A 16,406-nucleotide genomic window follows, 5' to 3' on the forward strand; every position below is an offset into this window, starting at 1 on the left:
GCTTCGTCGATGAAATGCAGTGTATACCCCTACTATCGGATTTTTATCCCCATAAACTTCAATACACTTTTCGGGATACGCCAATAATCGGAGAAGGTTCGGAGCGCAAAAAACGGACGCGAGCGAGCCTGGAAAAGGCTCACCGGAAAGTTGAGGTAAGTAAGATTTTTAGGGTCTGGATCTCTCGAAACCCATCGAAAACCGAAAAAATTTCGATGGGTACGGTTTCGAGCACCCAGTTGAACGCCTGGTTGAACACTCAGCGAGCGCTGTTCAGTGAACCTGGACTAGCCGGCTGATCAGATCGACCAGGACACCTGGCGCATTGCCCTTCTGACAATAACCGTCGAACCCTGCGTGCAGTCCTTTTGAGCGCACGTAATCCTCGCCGAGCGCCGTAAATGCAATGATTCCAGCATTTCGAGTCGGAGAAATCCTGCGAAGAACACGTGCAGTCGCGAAGCCATCGTGCTCCGGCATGCTGATGTCGAGTATCACGACGTGCGGCACCCAGCCGTCAATAGCCTGCAGCGCGTCAACGCCGCTCAGCACATAACGCGCATCACAACCGTCCGCGCTCAGCGCCGCGGCAAGGCCTTCGGCGCTTGCCGCATTGTCGTCGACGACCAGGATTCGCCAGCGTTCGGCGTCCGCATCGACGTTCCGATCGGTCCATAACACGCAGCTTGAAGTAGAGGAGACTGAAACCATGACCGCTCAGATTTATGCATGTGCAGCAAACGCAGCATTTTCCGCGCCAAGCTGCCGATCTGCCGCGAGCGGTTTGTGTCGATGTAATGAAAAATCCGCCAAAACTCTTGTCCGATAAAGCCAGACGGGCTTAAAACCGGCGCCATTCAGGTTTCACGACGCGCCGGCGAGCCCCGGCTTCAGGATTTGGTCTTGGCCTTTTTGCTGGAAGATTCGTCCGTGGAGCGTAGTTTTGCGTTTGCCGACACCAACAGATTTGCGTCGACCTGACGCACCGCGTGTTCAAGTCCGTCCAGCGCGTCACGCAAACTGCGTTTTTGAGCCTTGTTCAGTGGTTGCGGCCCGAACTCCTCCACCTGCTTCGCTTCTTTTTCCAGACGTTTGAGCAATTTGGCTCCCAGACGGCTGTCGATGGCTTGCTCGCCCAGCAATTCGACGATGCTCGTCGCGAGCCGCGTCAGTCCATCTGCCGTGGTTTGCGTAGGTTCGTCCTGCTCGACGCGATCTTCCATTTGTGTTTCCCCGATGACGCGAAAAGGGTCGGGCTGCGCCCGACGGCCCTCTTGCACCGCGCGAGTCTACCCATAGGGCGTGACAACCATAAGTACTTTCTGTGTCACGCGGCATTTGCCCAACAATAACGCAAATCCGGTGAACGTTGCTTGATTCGAAATGCGCGGCAGGGACAATCGAAGGCCGAATGACTTATCAATTGCCGCTGCCAATGACGATCACCCTGACTGAATCTCGATGACTGAATTACGAACCAACGCCCTACCCTACGCCTCCGATTTCTCCGGCATCGTGTGCGGCTTTCGTTTCGCGCAGGACGTGGCCGGCGTGCCCATCGACTCCGGCGGTGCGCTCGATTGGCTGGCGCAATCCAGCGCCGAGCGCGCTTCGGGCGACTTCGTCTGGCTGCACTTCGACCTCGCGAACAGCGCAAGCGAACGCTGGATGCGCACGCATCTCGACCTGCCCGACGCCTTCTTCGAGAACCTGCGCGACGGCTCGCATTCGACGCGAATAGAACATCAGGAGGGCGCGCTGCTCGCCGTCATCAACGACGTGATGTTCAACTTCGACGTAACGCCCTCCGAAATCGCCACGTTATGGGTCTACACGCGCGAAAAACTGCTCATCACCGCGCGGCTGAAACCGCTGCGCTCCATCGATACCCTGCGGGAATGTGTACGCAACGGCGAGGTCTTCCGGTCGACAGCCGAACTGCTTATTCATCTATTGCGCGACCAGGCGGACCTGCTGGTACAAATCGTCCGAAAAACTAGCATTGATATCGACCAGATAGAAGACCGTTTCCTTTCGATGCGGTCCCCCGCCACTCGCTCGGAACTCGGCGCGTCGCGACGCGTGCTGGTCAGGTTGCAGCGTTTGCTCGCGCCTGAACCGGGGTCGATTTTCCGGCTGCTGGCGCGGCCGCCTCGCTGGCTGGAGACGCTCGACCTTCAGGACCTGCGTGATGCCACCGAGGAATTTTCGCTGGTGCTGGGCGATCTGGCCGGACTGGTCGAACGCATCAAGCTGCTGCAGGAAGAGATCGCCGCACGCATGGACGAGCAAAGCAACCGCACGCTGTTCACGCTGACGCTGGTCACCGTGCTGGCGCTGCCGATCAACATAGTCGCGGGGATTTTCGGCATGAACGTGGGTGGCGTACCGCTCGCCGAAAACAAGCACGGTTTCTGGGTGATGGTGGCGATCGTTGCAACCTTCACCGTGCTGGCGGGATGGTGGACCTTTTACCGGCGACGCGGCCGGTAAAAGGCCGGCAGTGGATCGATGCATCGGTCTTCACAAGCACTAAAGACCTGGCAGGAGACGGACAGCCACGCTGCGCCGGCCACGCCTCAATCAGAAACCCAGGTCGCTCAAGCCAGGATGGTCGTCGGGACGGCGACCCAGCGGCCAATGATATTTGCGCTCAGACTCCTTGATCGGCAAGTCGTTGATGCACGCATGCCGGTGCGTCATCAAGCCGGCTTCGTTGAACTCCCAGTTCTCGTTGCCGTAACTGCGGAACCAGTTTTTGGAATCATCGTGCCACTCGTAAGCGAAACGCACCGCGATCCGTGATCCGGTGAACGCCCACAACTCCTTGATCAACCGGTAATCCAGTTCACGCGCCCACTTGCGCGTGAGGAATGCCTCCACCTCAGCACGTCCCGACACAAATTCTGCGCGGTTGCGCCAGCGCGTGTCTTCGCTATAGGCGAGCGCGACCCGCTTTGGGTCACGTGAATTCCAGCCGTCTTCCGCGAGACGGACCTTTTGCCGGGCGGTATCGGCATCGAATGGCGGGAACGGCGGTTTGCTTTCCATGGCGCTTCCTTTTGATCTGGAGGGTTGATCGGCATTGACTGACGATATGGCGGCTAGCGGTAAGCTTATCCGGAAGTAGACAGGTCTGTCTACCTTCTCACTCTAGCGCAGGGAGACAGACCTGTCTACAATCAGCCGATATGAACAATCAATCATCAAATACAGAGCTTTCGAGCGACCTCCCGCCCGCCCAGCGCATTCTCGTGACGGCTCACGCGCTGTTCTATCGGGACGGCATTCGTGCGACCGGAATCGATCGTGTGATCGCGGAATCGGGCGTCGCGAAGAAGACGTTTTATCGCTACTATCCGGCGAAAAACGATCTGATTGTCGCGTTCCTGGAGTATAGGCACCGTAACTGGATGATGTGGTTCGAAGACGCCGTGAAGCGCCATGGCGCTGACGCGGATGCGTTGGTCCCGGCGCTGGCGGAATGGTTCGAGAGCGATGCGTATCGCGGCTGTGCGTTCATCAACGCGGTGGTGGAAGTGGGCGAGACCTTGCCCGAAGCGGTCGATATCTCACGACGCCACAAGCTCGATATGGCAGCGGTTATCAGGACGCTGCTGCCGGCATCGTCGAGAACCGCGAAAGCCGACGCGCGGGCGTTGGCCATGGCCGTTGATGGCGCCATAGTGGGCGCGCAGTTTGAAGAATCGCCTGACCTGGCGTTGAAATCGCTGGCGCGCGTAGTGAAAGCAATCACCGATACTGCCAAGGGGTAGCGCAACGCTGCGGCGGAATTCACGCATCGCACATAAAACAAGGCCGGTCCAAAACGCGAGTTTGGACCGGCCTTGTTTTATGTAGACGAACCTGACTCTCGGTCAGGTTCGCTACCCGGGCGTTACCCGGCTAAGCGGCAAGTAAGCGGGAAGTAAGGGAGAAGTAAGCGCTTAGTGCCCGTTGCTCAGCACGATCTGCGCGATCACACCGGTCGCGACTGCGGCTAGCACGTAATCACCGTTCACACCCACCCAGTGGTAACCGCGTGGGGGCTGCTGCAAACCATAGCCGCGATAATCGTCGACCACGTACTGGCGATCACGATAGTCGTTCGGCAAGCGGTCGCCGCGATGCCAGTCATGCGGTCCTTCTCCGCGTGCGCCGCCAGGGCCGCCGCGCTCCGGACCGTTGTCCGCATGCATTGGCACAGGCGGACGGCCATTGTTGTGGTTTTGTGCACCGGGGCCGCCTTGCGGGCCGTGGTTTTGATCCTGATGACCACCATTGTTATGGCCTTGCATGGCGGGACCACCCGAACGCTCTTGCGGCCCGCCTTGATGGCCTTCACCAGGCCCAGGGCCGTTTTGGGCAAACGCCGTGGCCGTCAGGCCCAAGCTTGTAAACAGTACCGCAGCAACAATATGACTTTTCTTCACGAACACCTCGTTCAACGTTTTAAGTATGTACCGAGTATGGGCCACGCAAGCGGCGTTCCACCGCTTGGGGCGAAACTTGACACCTTACGCAATCCATACAAAACAACGAGGCCGGCGTTGTCCCGCATGCAAGGCTCTCGCTAAAACAGGACGCTATCGCCCTCATTAAAACGTTCAATGAAGCGTGAACAGCGTTTGCGCCGCACCGCAATATCGGGCAAAGCCTTATTGCATAACGCGTTGTTGTGATTATTCGCGCTAACAAGACAGTGTATTCACCTTAATGGTATTTATCCGAGCAGGCTGATTGCGTAAGTTCGACCATGAACCATGCCAGGAACGAACCATGACAGCGTTAGCGAGAAGCGCGGACCCGTGGCTGCAAACGGTCCGCTCATTGACAGCGACCCACAACCGCGCGGCAGCACCTGCCCCGCAGCAAAAGGCCGCGCACCCGTTTTTAGAGCGGCTCACGCGAGCGTGGGAGCGTGATCATCCGCGCGTCGCGTCGCCATCGCCGCAATCGTCGAGACCGTTTCCCGAGGCCGTCGTGCGCGTGATCGAACGGCCGAGCAGCGCGACCGCGATCGTATATTGGTCCGACGCGGGAACTTGCCACTACGGATACCAGGGATGGCGTGTGACCACGGCCACGTCAGACGGTGCCTGCGCACTGACCGGTGCACCCATTCATCGAGGCGACTCGGTGTACCGGCCGTCACAGCGCGATCCGAAGCCACAGAACGCATCGGCGATGATTCTTGCGGCTTCCATGCCACATGACGAGACCAGCGATGCCGATTTGCAGGACCAGCACGCCTGAAAGCGTCGCCGGTTCAGTTGAATGGCCTGAAAGCACGACCGCATCATGCGGTCGCGCTTTGCGCCATGTGGAACGAATAGAGCAAACACGCCGATTCTGAGAAACAGCTTTAACTGTTTCAATTGACGGCAATGCGCACGCGGATAAGTGCGGCTCCCTACTGTTCCAGACAGCCTTTCCAGACATCGGCTGGCTGCGCCAGCGTCTCTCCCGGCCCCTCGCAAACGCTTGCGTTAATTGCAAGTTTCAAGCCCAAAGCCGCGCTGCATTGCTGATAGTGCCGGCATCGTTCCATAAGCCAGAAGTACGAATCCCGCTTCGCAACGCCATTAAACTGTAGAGCCGCGCTTTCATTGCAGGGTGCGCAACACGGCCAGGGGCAAGCGGTCCGCCCCCGTTCCAGTTGTGCACCTGGAAGCATCGAGCGTCGTCAATCTGTCATGGCAGTTCCGTAGGATCGCAGTCTCCCGCCGCTCCATCACTGCAAGGAGTTCATCGTGAAGAGTTATCAAGCGCAGCGCGTCGAAGCCAGAGACACTATTCGTTCAGGTGACACAGCTTACGAATCGCCGGCACGCCGCGAATCGCAAGAAGTGCGTGTACAAGCGGATCAGGACGTCTATGGTGATTCACTCGACATCCCGCTGAACTACGGCGGCATGATGGACGCCGTCCGAGACGCAGTCAGGGCCAACCTATAAACAGAAGCATGAAAAGCGGCGCCTCAGAAATGAGAGCGCCGTTTTTTTTGTTCCGCTTTTACGTTGTTCCGGTTGTACGCGTTGCGTATTGCGTGCCGCAGCACGCGCTCAGCGCTTCGTTCCTGCCGCAGGACCCAGCCTTTCGATCACGGCCTCGTGCTGCGGATACGCTTTTGTCAAAGCGGTCACATCGGCAAGTTCGAACTCGCTGAACTCGAACCCGGGCGCGACCGTGCAGCCCACCAGCGCGAACGCCGCCGGATCACATAACTCTGCGGCAAACCACTGCCCTGCTGGTACGACCGCCTGGAATACGGCGTCGTGTTGCGTCAGCGCGTTACCCAGGCGATGCGTGAGCAATTGCCCGGCGATATCGATGACATGAACATCGATTGGCTCTCCTGCATAGAAGTGCCACACCTCGTCCGAGCGGATTCGATGCCATGCCGAATGCGCGCCATCGCAAAGCATGTAGTAGATCGCCGTTGATGCCGAGCGCGTCTCGCCCGGTGAAAGCTCGCGCACTACCCTGTCCGCGCCGCGAAACGTCTCGCGGAAATAGCCGCCTTCAGGGTGCGGCTGGAGTCCGAACCGTTCGATCAGCACATCACGCATCAGAAACGCTCCTTATGCTTTCAGCCTGTAGCCCGTCTTGAAGATCCAAGCGACCACGCCAATAAACACCGCGAGGAACACCAGCGTCATGATGAGGCTGATCTCGACGCTGACATCGGCGGTACCGTAGAAACTCCAGCGAAACCCGCTGATCAGATAAACCACCGGGTTGAACAGCGCGACGGCTTTCCAGAACGGCGGCAGGATATCGATGGAATAAAAGCTTCCGCCGAGGAAGGTCAGCGGCGTGATGATCAGCAACGGGATCACCTGCAACTTCTCGAACCCGTCCGCCCAGATGCCGATGATAAAACCCAACAGGCTGAACGTCACCGCGGTCAGCAGCAGGAACACGATCATCCAGAACGGGTGATCGACATGCAACGGCACGAACAACCGCGCGGTCGCAAGAATGATGAGGCCGAGGATGATCGACTTGGTGGCGGCCGCACCAACGTAGCTCAGCACGATCTCCATATACGAGACCGGCGCCGACAGCAATTCATAGATGGTCCCGGTGAACCTTGGAAAGTAGATCCCGAACGACGCGTTGGACACGCTTTGCGTGAGCAGTGACAACATCACGAGCCCCGGCACGATGAACGCGCCGTAACTCACTCCATTCACTTCGGGAATGCGCGAGCCGATCGCGGCGCCGAACACGACGAAATACAGCGAGGTGGAAATAACCGGCGAGATGATGCTGCCCATGATGGTGCGCCACGTGCGCGCCATTTCGAATACATAGATTGCGCGGACTGCGTGAATATTCATTTTTTCTCTCCGACCAGGCTCACGAAAATATCTTCAAGCGAGCTTTGCGTCGTTTGCAGGTCCTTGAACTTGACGCCGTTATCGGCCAGGTCTTTTAGCAGCGTGATGATGCGACCCGGTTCATCCTGCGCGTCGTAGGTGTAGGTCAGCTCACTCCGGTCGGCGGACAGGTCGAGCCGGTAAGCACTCAGGCCGGCGGGAATGGTGTCGATCTCGTCCTCCAGTTGCAGCACGAGTTTCTTCTGGCCGAGCTTGCGCATCAGTTCGGCCTTTTCCTCGACCAGAATGATTTCGCCGCCGTTGATCACACCAATCCGGTCTGCCATTTCCTCGGCTTCATCAATGTAGTGCGTCGTCAGGATGATCGTCACGCCGTTCGCTTTCAGGCCGCGCACGAGATTCCACATATCGCGGCGCAGTTCGACGTCAACACCTGCCGTCGGTTCGTCCAGGAACAGGATTTCCGGTTCGTGCGAGAGCGCCTTGGCAATCAGCACGCGGCGTTTCATGCCGCCGGACAGCGTGACCAGCTTGTTGTCCTTCTTGTCCCATAGCGACAGCGACTTCAGCACTTTTTCTATATGCGCAGGATTCGGCGGCTTGCCGAACAGGCCGCGGCTGAATGAAACGGTCGCCCAGACGGACTCGAAAGCGTCGGTGGTCAGCTCCTGCGGCACGAGACCGATCATCGCGCGGGAGGCGCGGTAGTCGGAGATAATGCCGTGACCGTTGACCCGGACCGTGCCTTCCGTGGCATTCACGATGCCGCACACAATGCTGATCAGGGTCGTTTTACCGGCACCGTTCGGCCCGAGCAGTGCGAAGATTTCGCCACGGCGGATACTCAGCGTGACGTTTTTGAGCGCCTTGAAGCCCGACGCATAGCTCTTCGACAGATTCGAAATTTCGATGATGTTTTGCATGGCCGTGAAGATATCAGAAAGCGGAATATCGTTCGCAAATGGCCGGGATTGGATTGGGGGCCACGTGGCCGCATGACCACGAAAAGCGCCGGGAATGGGGTTTGCGGTCAGGTTTGAGGTTTATTTCGCGGCAGTATTCCAGGAAGACCCCGGAGGTTCGCATGACCGATCCCGCTCTTTTTGACCTGCAGCGTTTTATCGATGCCCAGGATCCGGTGCTCCAGACCGTCACGGCCGAGCTCGAGGCGGGCAAGAAACGCACGCACTGGATGTGGTTCGTGTTTCCGCAAATCCAGGGGTTGGGTCATAGCGAAATGGCGCGCCGGTACGCAATTTCATCGGTGGACGAGGCGCGAGCCTACCTCGATCATCCCGTGCTGGGTGAGCGCCTGGTGATCCTCACCCAGATCGTGAACGCGCTCGAGGGGCGCTCGGTGGAGCAAATTTTCGGTTACCCCGACGACCTGAAATTCCATTCGTCGATGACCCTCTTCGCCCACGCCGCGCGCGACAAGACGCCGTTCGAACTGGCGCTGAACACCTATTTCGGCGGCGAGCCGGACGCAGGAACGGTCGCGCGGCTGAGGTGAGCGCGACCTCCGCTCCAGCGGATCTCTTCCGACGAAACGCTACAATTCGCGTCGACGCACATTTACCACCTGCCGGTCCCACGAGGACTCGTGGCGGATTGCGTCACTGGCCGCATCTATCGATGGCACGGTCAGCCAAGCCTGGAACACCCTTCTGTTCGCTTCGCTTTATCGTTATTCGCCCAGCGCGGTGCACGCCGGCGCTCAGGGCGACGCCCCTATTAATCAGCCAGGATCGCCTCTCCATGCTTTCGCGCGTCACCCGCTTGTTCCCTCTTTGGGCCGTTCTTATTTCGGTCGTCGCGTACTTCTCGCCGGCAACATTCACAGGCATCGCGCCGCACGTCACTACGTTGCTCACCATCATCATGTTCGCGATGGGCGTGACCCTTTCATTCGCCGATTTCCGGCGCGTTTTCACCCGGCCGGCGCCAGTTGTCGCGGGGATCGGCCTGCATTACCTGGTAATGCCGCTCGCAGCCTGGGTAATAGCCCACCTGCTGCGCATGCCGCCCGACCTGACGGCGGGCATGGTGCTGGTCGGCAGCGTTGCCAGCGGCACGGCGTCGAACGTGATGATCTATCTCGCGCGCGGCGACGTAGCGCTGTCCGTCACGATCAGCGCGCTGTCCACGCTGGTCGGCGTGTTCGCTACACCGCTGCTGACGCGCCTTTACGTGGATGCGTCGATTGCCGTCGATGTCCACGGCATGCTCATGAGCATTCTGCAGATTGTCGCGTTGCCTATTGTGGCGGGGCTGATCATCAACCACTTGTTCCACAAGACCGTGCGCGCAGTCGAACCTGCGTTGCCGATCATTTCCATGATCGCGATCCTGCTGATCATCTCGGCCGTGGTAGCCGGCACGCAGAAAAGTATTGCGTCGGTCGGCTTGCTGGTGATGCTGGGCGTGATCCTGCATAACGGTATCGGCTTGCTTGGCGGATATTGGGGCGGCCGCCTGCTTGGTTTCGATGAAGCCGTGTGCCGCACGCTGGCAATCGAGGTCGGCATGCAGAATTCAGGACTGGCTGCCACGCTGGGCAAGCTGTACTTCACGCCGATCGCAGCACTTCCGGGCGCGCTGTTTTCGGTGTGGCACAACTTGTCGGGATCGTTGCTGGCGGGGTACTGGGCTGGACGGCCGGCGAAAGGGTCGACGCGTGATCTTGAGGCGCGCGAGCTGGCGCAAGGTTCGCGGCTGGAAAGCTGACGCTAAGCCTCCCCTACGCCGTGTCGTTTCAACCTATATTAGTGAGTGAATCAAGACCGGCTAGAAGGGGAACGATCATGGAACGCGACGATTTCATCGAAATGCTCGCGCGCGAGGGTTTTCAGACCACCGTGCTGGTGGAGCGCGAAGCCGGCGCGTCTCTTGACGACCACGCGCATGCGTTCGAAGCCAAGGCGCTGATTCTCGAAGGTGAGCTGACACTGCGCATCGACGATAAAGACACGCGCTATCAGCCAGGCGACATGTTCCACTTGAGAGCAAACGAAACGCATAGCGAGCGTTATGGTCCCGAAGGCGTCTGCTATCTGGTGGGCAGGAAATAGCAATAAATAGCAAGGCGGCCGGACGAACGCCGGCCATTCCTTCATTGGAAAGCCAAGCGAAGCCAACGAACACATCGGCCTCGCCGCATCACATGGTCACTCCTTCAGGACCGAACCAAACGGCATGTCCGCGACCGCTGATGCATGCTTCTCCTTGTGAGCCTGCCGCATCGGCTTGAGCACGAACAGCGCCAGCAACGCCGACGCCGCTGCCATTCCCGATGCCAGCATGAACACCGCGTGCCAACTGCCGGTCGCGGCCGTTATCACGCTGCTGAACGGCACGAGCAAAGCCGCCGTCCCCTTCGCCGTGTAGAGCAGACCCGCATTGGTGGCTGCAAACTTTGGCCCGAATGTATCGCCGCAAGTGGCGGGAAAGAGGCTGTAGATCTCACCCCAGGCGAAGAAGACAATACCCGTCAGCACGACGAACGCCACCGGACTCTGTCCATATTTCGACAGCATCAAGATGCCGACCGCCTCGATCGCAAACGCCATGAACATGGTGTTCTCGCGGCCGATGCGATCCGAGATCCAGCCGAAGAAAGGCCGGGTCAAGCCGTTGAGAACCCGGTCGATCGTCAGCGCGAACGTGAGCGCGGGCAACGTCAGGCCAAGCAGCGAGACAGGCGAATCATGCAGGCCAAAGTCCTTCGCAATAGGACCCAACTGAGCGGTTGCCATCAAGCCGCCCGCTGCCATCATCACGAACATCAGGTACATCACCCAAAAGATCGGTGAGCTAACGACCTGCCTCGGTGTCGCGTTATAAACGGCGCTCTTCAGCGCACTTTTGACCGATGCAAGCAGGCTTGCAGGCGGCGCATACAGCGCCATGCCGAGCAGGAACACGACCAGTCCCTGGCCGAGGCCGAACCACAGGAAGGTGGCCTCGTAGCCGCTGCTCTTGATCATGTGCGCGATCGGCACGACGGTTGCGGCCGATCCCGCCCCAAAGCCGGCCGCGGTGATGCCAGCTGCCAGACCACGCCGGGTGGGGAACCACTTCAATGCATTGCCAACGCACGTGCCATACACGGCCCCCGCGCCGACGCCGCCCACGGCCGCCGCGAAATACAGCAACGGCAGCGATGAAGCCACCGAGTTGAGCGCCCACGCAATCGCACACAGCAGACCACCCGCAACCACAACCGGACGCGGGCCGTACTTGTCGACGAGATAACCTTCGATCGGGACCAGCCAGGTTTCCGTGACCACAAAGATCGTGAACGCTACCTGAATCGCCGCTCGACCCCAGTGATGCTTTTCATCGATCGGATTCACAAACAAGGTCCAGCCGTACTGCATATTCGCGATCATGGCCATGCAGATCACGCCAAACACGAGCTGCATCCATGGCGACGCTAGCCGCGACGCACCTTCCTGGCGATTCGATTCCATCACTGTCTCCTTGGCGTTTGCTGCCTTGTATTCGGGACGCCGAATGGACGTCTCCGTCATCGCCTGACCTACGTTTCGATAGCGATGGAATACACAATATGTAATATATCAAGTAAGTACAATGAAAGAATTCACAGGGTTTTTACCAGATCGGGTTAATACTGAAAGAAATATGAAAGCGTATTTCCGATTGTTTTGCGCGACAAAAAAAGGCCCGCAGGCAAGCCTGGCGGGCCGAGACATGGTGCGCGACATGGCAGTCCGCAACACGTACGACAGTTATAGTAGAAAGTTAAATGTAATGTAAAGGCTTTTTATTCAAAAACTGAAAATGTCTGTCAGCGGAGGGTGAGGTCAGGCGACCTAAGCGTCCTACGCATTGAACAGTTCGCTGCGCGCTGTGCTCATGATCGACGATATGGCGGGATGGCTGATCCGCCGTTCAATGGAGATGGCGAAGAACTCCTCAACAATCGTTTCGATATGTCCAACCGCAATCAAACCGTGCTCTCGTTTGAGTTGTGCCGCGAGAACCGTCGGTGCAAACAGCACCCCTCTTCCCTCACGGCCGAACGCGAGCGTCAGCGCGCTGTCGTCGAACTCTCCCACCACGCGCGGCGAGATCGTGCGTGATTTGAGCCAGTGATCAAGCTTCCTTCGGACTGCTGACTCAATGCCGGGCAACAATACCGGCATGTCGCCGAGCGATGCGGGGAAGGCTTTTGCTGCGCGTGCCGCCAAGGCTTTGGATGCGAAGCAACTGAGCGTCGAACGGCCAAGCGAATGGTTGAACGCCTTGACGTTCACATCGGGCGGGATGGGTGCATCGGCAATGATCAGGTCCAGTCTATGCACGGCTAATTGTGAAAGCAGCGCATGCAGCTTGCCTTCATGACAGATCAGCCGCAGCGAGTCCGAGAGGTTCAATGCGGGCTCGAGCAGGCGATACGCCACTGTCTTCGGAACCGAATCTGCCACGCCCACGCGCAGTTGCGCCCGTGCGGCCTCCTTCTCCTGCCTGACCGCGCTTTCCAGCTCGGCGCCGAGCGAGAAGATTTCATCGGCGTAATCGAGTGCAAGCCGGCCCGCATCCGTCAGCTCCAGGTTGCGGCCGCTCTTTTTGAAGAGCTTTTTGTTCAGTGCGTCCTCAAGCAGCTTGATCTGGCCGCTCAGCGTTTGAGGCGTGATATGCAGCTGCGTGCCGGCACGTGCAATGCCGCCCGCATGCGCCGCGGCCCAAAAATAATACAAATGCTTGAAGTTCATTCATGCCTCCACGGCGATGCTGGATACATCGGTTTTCTCGACGTATCGACGTCAAAAATACGAATTTTACATTAAGCCTACATCCGCTACATTGAGGCTTCGCTAGGGTGTTTGACGAAGGAGGCAAGGTAATGAAATGTCCAGTGTGCAAGACGCCGGATCTGCTGATGGCGGACCGCCAGGGAATTGAAGTCGATTATTGCGCGACCTGCCGCGGCGTGTGGCTGGATCGCGGTGAACTCGACAAACTGATCGAACGCTCCGCTGACGAAGCTGTCGCGCAAGGGCAGGCGCCAGCGGCAAGCGCGCCGGTCGCGCGCCGGCATGACGAAGGACGTCATTACAACGACCACGATCGACGCAACGGTTACCGCGACGACGAGTATGGCGACCGGCGTTATCCGTACAAAAAGAAGAAGTCGTTACTCGGCGATCTCTTCGACTTCGGCTGAAGAATTCGGAGAACAACGCGGACAACCGCGCAACATGAGCAGCAGCTCAAACCTATTTCTTGATTGAGGCACATGATGGCAACTGTCGCACAATTGCTGAGTTCGAAAACCGATCAGTCGTTTCACACGATCGAAGCGTCCGCGAGTGTCTTCGACGCCATCAAGCTGATGGCACATAAACAAATTGGCGCACTTGTTGTCACGTCCGGAGAGCACATCACCGGTATCGTGACAGAGCGCGACTATGCCCGGAAAATCGTATTGCACGACAGGTTGTCAAAACAGACGCCCGTGGGCGATGTCATGTCGAAAGCCATCCGATACGTTCGTCTCAATCAGACGACGGACGAATGCATGACGATCATGACCGAAAACCGGATACGTCATCTTCCGGTGATTGACGGCGGTCTGCTGATCGGCATGGTATCGATCGGCGATCTCGTCAGGAACCGGATCGCCGAGCAACAATTCACTATCCACCAGTTGGAGCACTACATTCAAGGCAACAGTCATGCAGCAGAGCTGGAGGCCGAAACGCGGTAGTCAGTGGCTGCGCTCATAACGAGTCATTCCCCTGGCGAGGTCGCGGTGCAAGAGGCGCGAGAACGACCCCGCGCCCTCGTCTGAATTTTAAACCTTTAGGTTTCCTACCTTCATGCAATAGCACGGGTGAAGTTTCGCGCGCTGCACCGTCATTTCCGGCCTGTGCCTGGCCACTCGCGGGAACGCTTTGCATACGACATCATTAGTCACCGGAGTAACGGCGCGCTCAAGCAACTGAATATCTGCTTCGTGCTGGCGCGCAACGTGTGGGTCCTCAAAAACGAACAGGCGATCACAAAACCGCTCGAATATCAGATTGGCGATTCGCGCATCGCCGCCCATAGGACCGTTCCGACAACACTCAGTCCCAGGCTGCCTTGTGGCCCGCCTCGTTGCCCACGCCGGCTCGTTGAGATCCTTGCCGGTTGCGTATGTCGAGACAGGACAAGCAAACTGCAACGCCCGTTCTCTGCCATAATGGCGTTTCACCGTTTGCCACTTTTTGCCATCAAACGCCTTACCTTGCCACGGACGATGTCACCTTCGCCGTCACCCTTCCCGCGGTCCTGATGCAGCCTTTCATCGTCTTGCTTGTCCTGTTCTCCGCGCTGCTGCACGCCACGTGGAACGCCTTCCTGCACACCAGCGGCGACCGGGTCTGGCAGTTCGGCATGATGTCTTTCCCCTATCTCGTGTGTTCGGCAATCGTGTTGCTGTTCGTGCCTGCGCCGGCTCGCGAGAGCTGGCCTTACATCGCGGCATCGGCAGCTTTGCAGCTCGGTTATTGCGTGGCCTTGTCGAAGGCCTACAACGCGGGTGACTTCGGGCAGATCTATCCGATTGCACGTGGTCTTTCGCCACTGCTGGTGTTCGCGGGCGCGTTCGTTTTCGCGGGCGAACACCTTCGACCGCTTGCGCTGGCGGGCGTCACGCTGGTGTCGGTCGGCATCATTTCCCTGGCATTCCGCAAGCGCCGTTTCGCCACCGCAAGCGTGCCGGCGGCACTCGTGACGGGCGCGTTCATCGCCGCCTACACAATCGTGGATGGAATCGGCGTGCGTATGGCCGGCAGCGGCTTCGGCTATATCGCCTGGGCGTACATCCTCTTCAACGTACCGCTCGCCGGGATGGCCTTTTATCGATACGGCGGCCCGCGCCGCCTGTTCCTCGACGACCCCCGACGCTCGCTGCAAGGCTTGGCCGGCGGTGCTATTGCGATGGTCGCGTACACCATTGTGATCATTGCATTTCGTTACCTGCCCATTGCAATGGTTTCGGCGTTGCGCGAGCTCAGTTCCATCTTCGCGGTTCTGATCGGCTGGCTGTTCATGCGTGAAAAGCTGACCGCGCGGCGCGTGCTCGCGTGTGCGCTCGTTACGGCCGGCGCGGTCTTGATCCGCATTTAAGCGACAATTATCCGACTCTCAATCGACTCCACGCATTATTTCGCCGTGGGAGTGACTTCGACTGCGGTGGCTGAAATCAACACCGCGTGCACGGTGTCACCCTTCTTCAATTTATATGCGGCTATTTCAGAGCTTAAATCGAACGTCTCGGTATGCCACGGACCACGCAGCGTGATTGTTTTATTCTTGCTATTAATACTCTGCACCGTTGCGACAATCTCAGTTTCATGGACGGCGCCAAAACCTTGGGAACCAGATGCGGGGGCATAAACGTCAGTATCAACACGTTTTCGCAATTCGTCGCCCTTCACTGACGCTTTCACTGCCCTGATCAGCAGTGCGTCCCTGACTTGCACATCCACGCGGTCGCCAATCTTCAAGGTATCGAAATTCGTGACCTCTCGGCCGACAGCCACCGGTATCACGACGCCCTTCGCGCCCTTTAGCGTCAAGGTCCTGGTGCCTGTGTCGATACCGACAATCTGCGCATGAAGCTGCTTCGGCGGGGCGTTCAGCGCGGATTGAATCGCGGCGCTGGAAAGTTGCTGATCGGTTTGCGCGCCGACATGCGCAGCCGCCGTTAATAAGGCAAGCGATAAAGCCACAGTCCATTTTGCGTTCATGCAGTTTCTCCGGGCGAAAGGGAATTAAATCGCGAACCGAATCGAATGGTTTATTCGATTACGAAGCGCCAGCGCATTAATTTGCGAATGTTATTTATACAGCGGACACCGGAGTTCTGTCCACGAGACCAGGTTAATTACAGGCTATCATGTAATCGGGTGGAGTATTTAACAGATCGAATTTATTATAATTATTATATTTATAACAAACGAATCGATTCAACAGAAAGACGACGCAAGACCGGCATCCTTTCAGGACACCGGCCAAAGCTTGAATGGTTGAAGGTGGCTGATACTT

At 58.1% G+C, this 16,406-nt stretch carries 20 protein-coding genes; 10 read left to right on the top strand and 10 right to left on the bottom strand.

Annotated features, from left to right (window positions below; translation table 11 throughout):
• Positions 1 to 273: 273 nt before the first annotated feature.
• Entirely contained in the window at positions 274 to 711 is a 438-nt protein-coding gene (locus JWR14_RS14940; RefSeq protein ID WP_299707992.1) for a response regulator, read from the bottom strand.
• Positions 712 to 890: 179 nt separating this feature from the next.
• Positions 891 to 1,223, bottom strand: coding sequence for a hypothetical protein (locus tag JWR14_RS14945; protein ID WP_299707994.1), 333 nt, complete (start codon positions 1,221 to 1,223; stop codon positions 891 to 893).
• Positions 1,224 to 1,461: 238 nt separating this feature from the next.
• On the opposite strand from JWR14_RS14945, the gene JWR14_RS14950 reads away from it, so the two are divergent.
• Positions 1,462 to 2,493: a transporter gene (locus tag JWR14_RS14950; RefSeq protein ID WP_299707996.1), complete on the top strand. Its 1,032-nt coding sequence runs from the start codon at positions 1,462 to 1,464 to the stop codon at positions 2,491 to 2,493.
• A 90-nt stretch (positions 2,494 to 2,583) separates the two neighbouring features.
• On the opposite strand, the gene JWR14_RS14955 is transcribed toward JWR14_RS14950, so the two are convergent.
• Complete coding sequence (locus tag JWR14_RS14955) at positions 2,584 to 3,051, bottom strand: nuclear transport factor 2 family protein (protein WP_299707998.1); 468 nt, start codon at positions 3,049 to 3,051, stop codon at positions 2,584 to 2,586.
• 140 nt (positions 3,052 to 3,191) lie between these two features.
• Here JWR14_RS14955 and JWR14_RS14960 point away from each other — a divergent pair, with 140 nt between their 5' ends.
• Positions 3,192 to 3,776: a TetR/AcrR family transcriptional regulator gene (locus tag JWR14_RS14960; RefSeq protein ID WP_299708000.1), complete on the top strand. Its 585-nt coding sequence runs from the start codon at positions 3,192 to 3,194 to the stop codon at positions 3,774 to 3,776.
• A 171-nt stretch (positions 3,777 to 3,947) separates the two neighbouring features.
• Here JWR14_RS14960 and JWR14_RS14965 read toward each other — a convergent pair whose 3' ends face one another.
• Positions 3,948 to 4,433 carry an RcnB family protein gene (locus JWR14_RS14965; protein WP_299708002.1) on the bottom strand — a complete coding sequence of 162 codons (486 nt, stop codon included), beginning with the start codon at positions 4,431 to 4,433 and terminating at the stop codon, positions 3,948 to 3,950.
• A 346-nt stretch (positions 4,434 to 4,779) separates the two neighbouring features.
• Between JWR14_RS14965 and JWR14_RS14970 the strand changes: the two genes are divergently transcribed.
• Complete coding sequence (locus tag JWR14_RS14970) at positions 4,780 to 5,256, top strand: DUF3331 domain-containing protein (RefSeq protein ID WP_299708005.1); 477 nt, start codon at positions 4,780 to 4,782, stop codon at positions 5,254 to 5,256.
• Between the two features lie 497 nt (positions 5,257 to 5,753).
• On the top strand, positions 5,754 to 5,957 hold the full coding sequence (locus JWR14_RS14975; protein ID WP_299708007.1) for a hypothetical protein: 204 nt from the start codon (positions 5,754 to 5,756) through the stop codon (positions 5,955 to 5,957).
• A 108-nt stretch (positions 5,958 to 6,065) separates the two neighbouring features.
• Here JWR14_RS14975 and JWR14_RS14980 read toward each other — a convergent pair whose 3' ends face one another.
• From JWR14_RS14980 to JWR14_RS14990, 3 genes are read right to left on the bottom strand one after another with little or no spacing between them, the layout of a single operon-like run.
• Positions 6,066 to 6,572 carry a cupin domain-containing protein gene (locus JWR14_RS14980; RefSeq protein WP_299708009.1) on the bottom strand — a complete coding sequence of 169 codons (507 nt, stop codon included), beginning with the start codon at positions 6,570 to 6,572 and terminating at the stop codon, positions 6,066 to 6,068.
• A gap of 12 nt (positions 6,573 to 6,584) precedes the next feature.
• On the bottom strand, positions 6,585 to 7,346 hold the full coding sequence (locus tag JWR14_RS14985) for an ABC transporter permease (protein WP_299708011.1): 762 nt from the start codon (positions 7,344 to 7,346) through the stop codon (positions 6,585 to 6,587).
• Positions 7,343 to 8,269 carry an ABC transporter ATP-binding protein gene (locus JWR14_RS14990; protein WP_299708013.1) on the bottom strand — a complete coding sequence of 309 codons (927 nt, stop codon included), beginning with the start codon at positions 8,267 to 8,269 and terminating at the stop codon, positions 7,343 to 7,345. The genes JWR14_RS14985 and JWR14_RS14990 overlap by 4 nt, the downstream gene beginning before the upstream one ends.
• A 161-nt stretch (positions 8,270 to 8,430) precedes the next feature.
• Here JWR14_RS14990 and JWR14_RS14995 point away from each other — a divergent pair, with 161 nt between their 5' ends.
• From JWR14_RS14995 to JWR14_RS15005, 3 genes are all read left to right on the top strand, one after another.
• Complete coding sequence (locus JWR14_RS14995) at positions 8,431 to 8,859, top strand: DUF1810 domain-containing protein (RefSeq protein WP_299708015.1); 429 nt, start codon at positions 8,431 to 8,433, stop codon at positions 8,857 to 8,859.
• A gap of 245 nt (positions 8,860 to 9,104) precedes the next feature.
• Complete coding sequence (locus tag JWR14_RS15000; protein ID WP_299708017.1) at positions 9,105 to 10,073, top strand: bile acid:sodium symporter family protein; 969 nt, start codon at positions 9,105 to 9,107, stop codon at positions 10,071 to 10,073.
• Between the two features lie 77 nt (positions 10,074 to 10,150).
• Entirely contained in the window at positions 10,151 to 10,417 is a 267-nt protein-coding gene (locus tag JWR14_RS15005) for a cupin domain-containing protein (RefSeq protein WP_299708019.1), read from the top strand.
• Positions 10,418 to 10,513: 96 nt separating this feature from the next.
• Here JWR14_RS15005 and oxlT read toward each other — a convergent pair whose 3' ends face one another.
• Entirely contained in the window at positions 10,514 to 11,818 is a 1,305-nt protein-coding gene (gene oxlT, locus JWR14_RS15010) for an oxalate/formate MFS antiporter (protein ID WP_299708021.1), read from the bottom strand.
• A 372-nt stretch (positions 11,819 to 12,190) separates the two neighbouring features.
• A complete protein-coding gene (nhaR, locus tag JWR14_RS15015; protein ID WP_299708023.1) occupies positions 12,191 to 13,084 on the bottom strand; it encodes a transcriptional activator NhaR in 894 nt (297 codons plus the stop codon).
• 131 nt (positions 13,085 to 13,215) lie between these two features.
• On the opposite strand from nhaR, the gene JWR14_RS15020 reads away from it, so the two are divergent.
• The 3 genes from JWR14_RS15020 (at position 13,216) to JWR14_RS15030 (ending at position 15,485) form a co-directional block, all read left to right on the top strand.
• Positions 13,216 to 13,536 (top strand): zf-TFIIB domain-containing protein, encoded by a 321-nt coding sequence (locus JWR14_RS15020; RefSeq protein ID WP_299708025.1) that lies wholly within the window; start codon positions 13,216 to 13,218, stop codon positions 13,534 to 13,536.
• A 75-nt stretch (positions 13,537 to 13,611) separates the two neighbouring features.
• Positions 13,612 to 14,079, top strand: a complete 468-nt coding sequence (locus JWR14_RS15025; protein WP_299708033.1) for a CBS domain-containing protein — start codon at positions 13,612 to 13,614, stop codon at positions 14,077 to 14,079.
• 569 nt (positions 14,080 to 14,648) lie between these two features.
• The gene (locus JWR14_RS15030; RefSeq protein WP_299708027.1) at positions 14,649 to 15,485 is read left to right on the top strand and encodes a DMT family transporter; all 837 of its coding nucleotides are present in this window, start codon (positions 14,649 to 14,651) and stop codon (positions 15,483 to 15,485) included.
• 35 nt (positions 15,486 to 15,520) lie between these two features.
• On the opposite strand, the gene JWR14_RS15035 is transcribed toward JWR14_RS15030, so the two are convergent.
• Positions 15,521 to 16,108, bottom strand: coding sequence for a hypothetical protein (locus JWR14_RS15035; RefSeq protein ID WP_299708029.1), 588 nt, complete (start codon positions 16,106 to 16,108; stop codon positions 15,521 to 15,523).
• Positions 16,109 to 16,406 lie beyond the last annotated feature (298 nt).

This window comes from Caballeronia sp. (assembly GCF_028292365.1).
Lineage (GTDB): Bacteria > Pseudomonadota > Gammaproteobacteria > Burkholderiales > Burkholderiaceae > Caballeronia.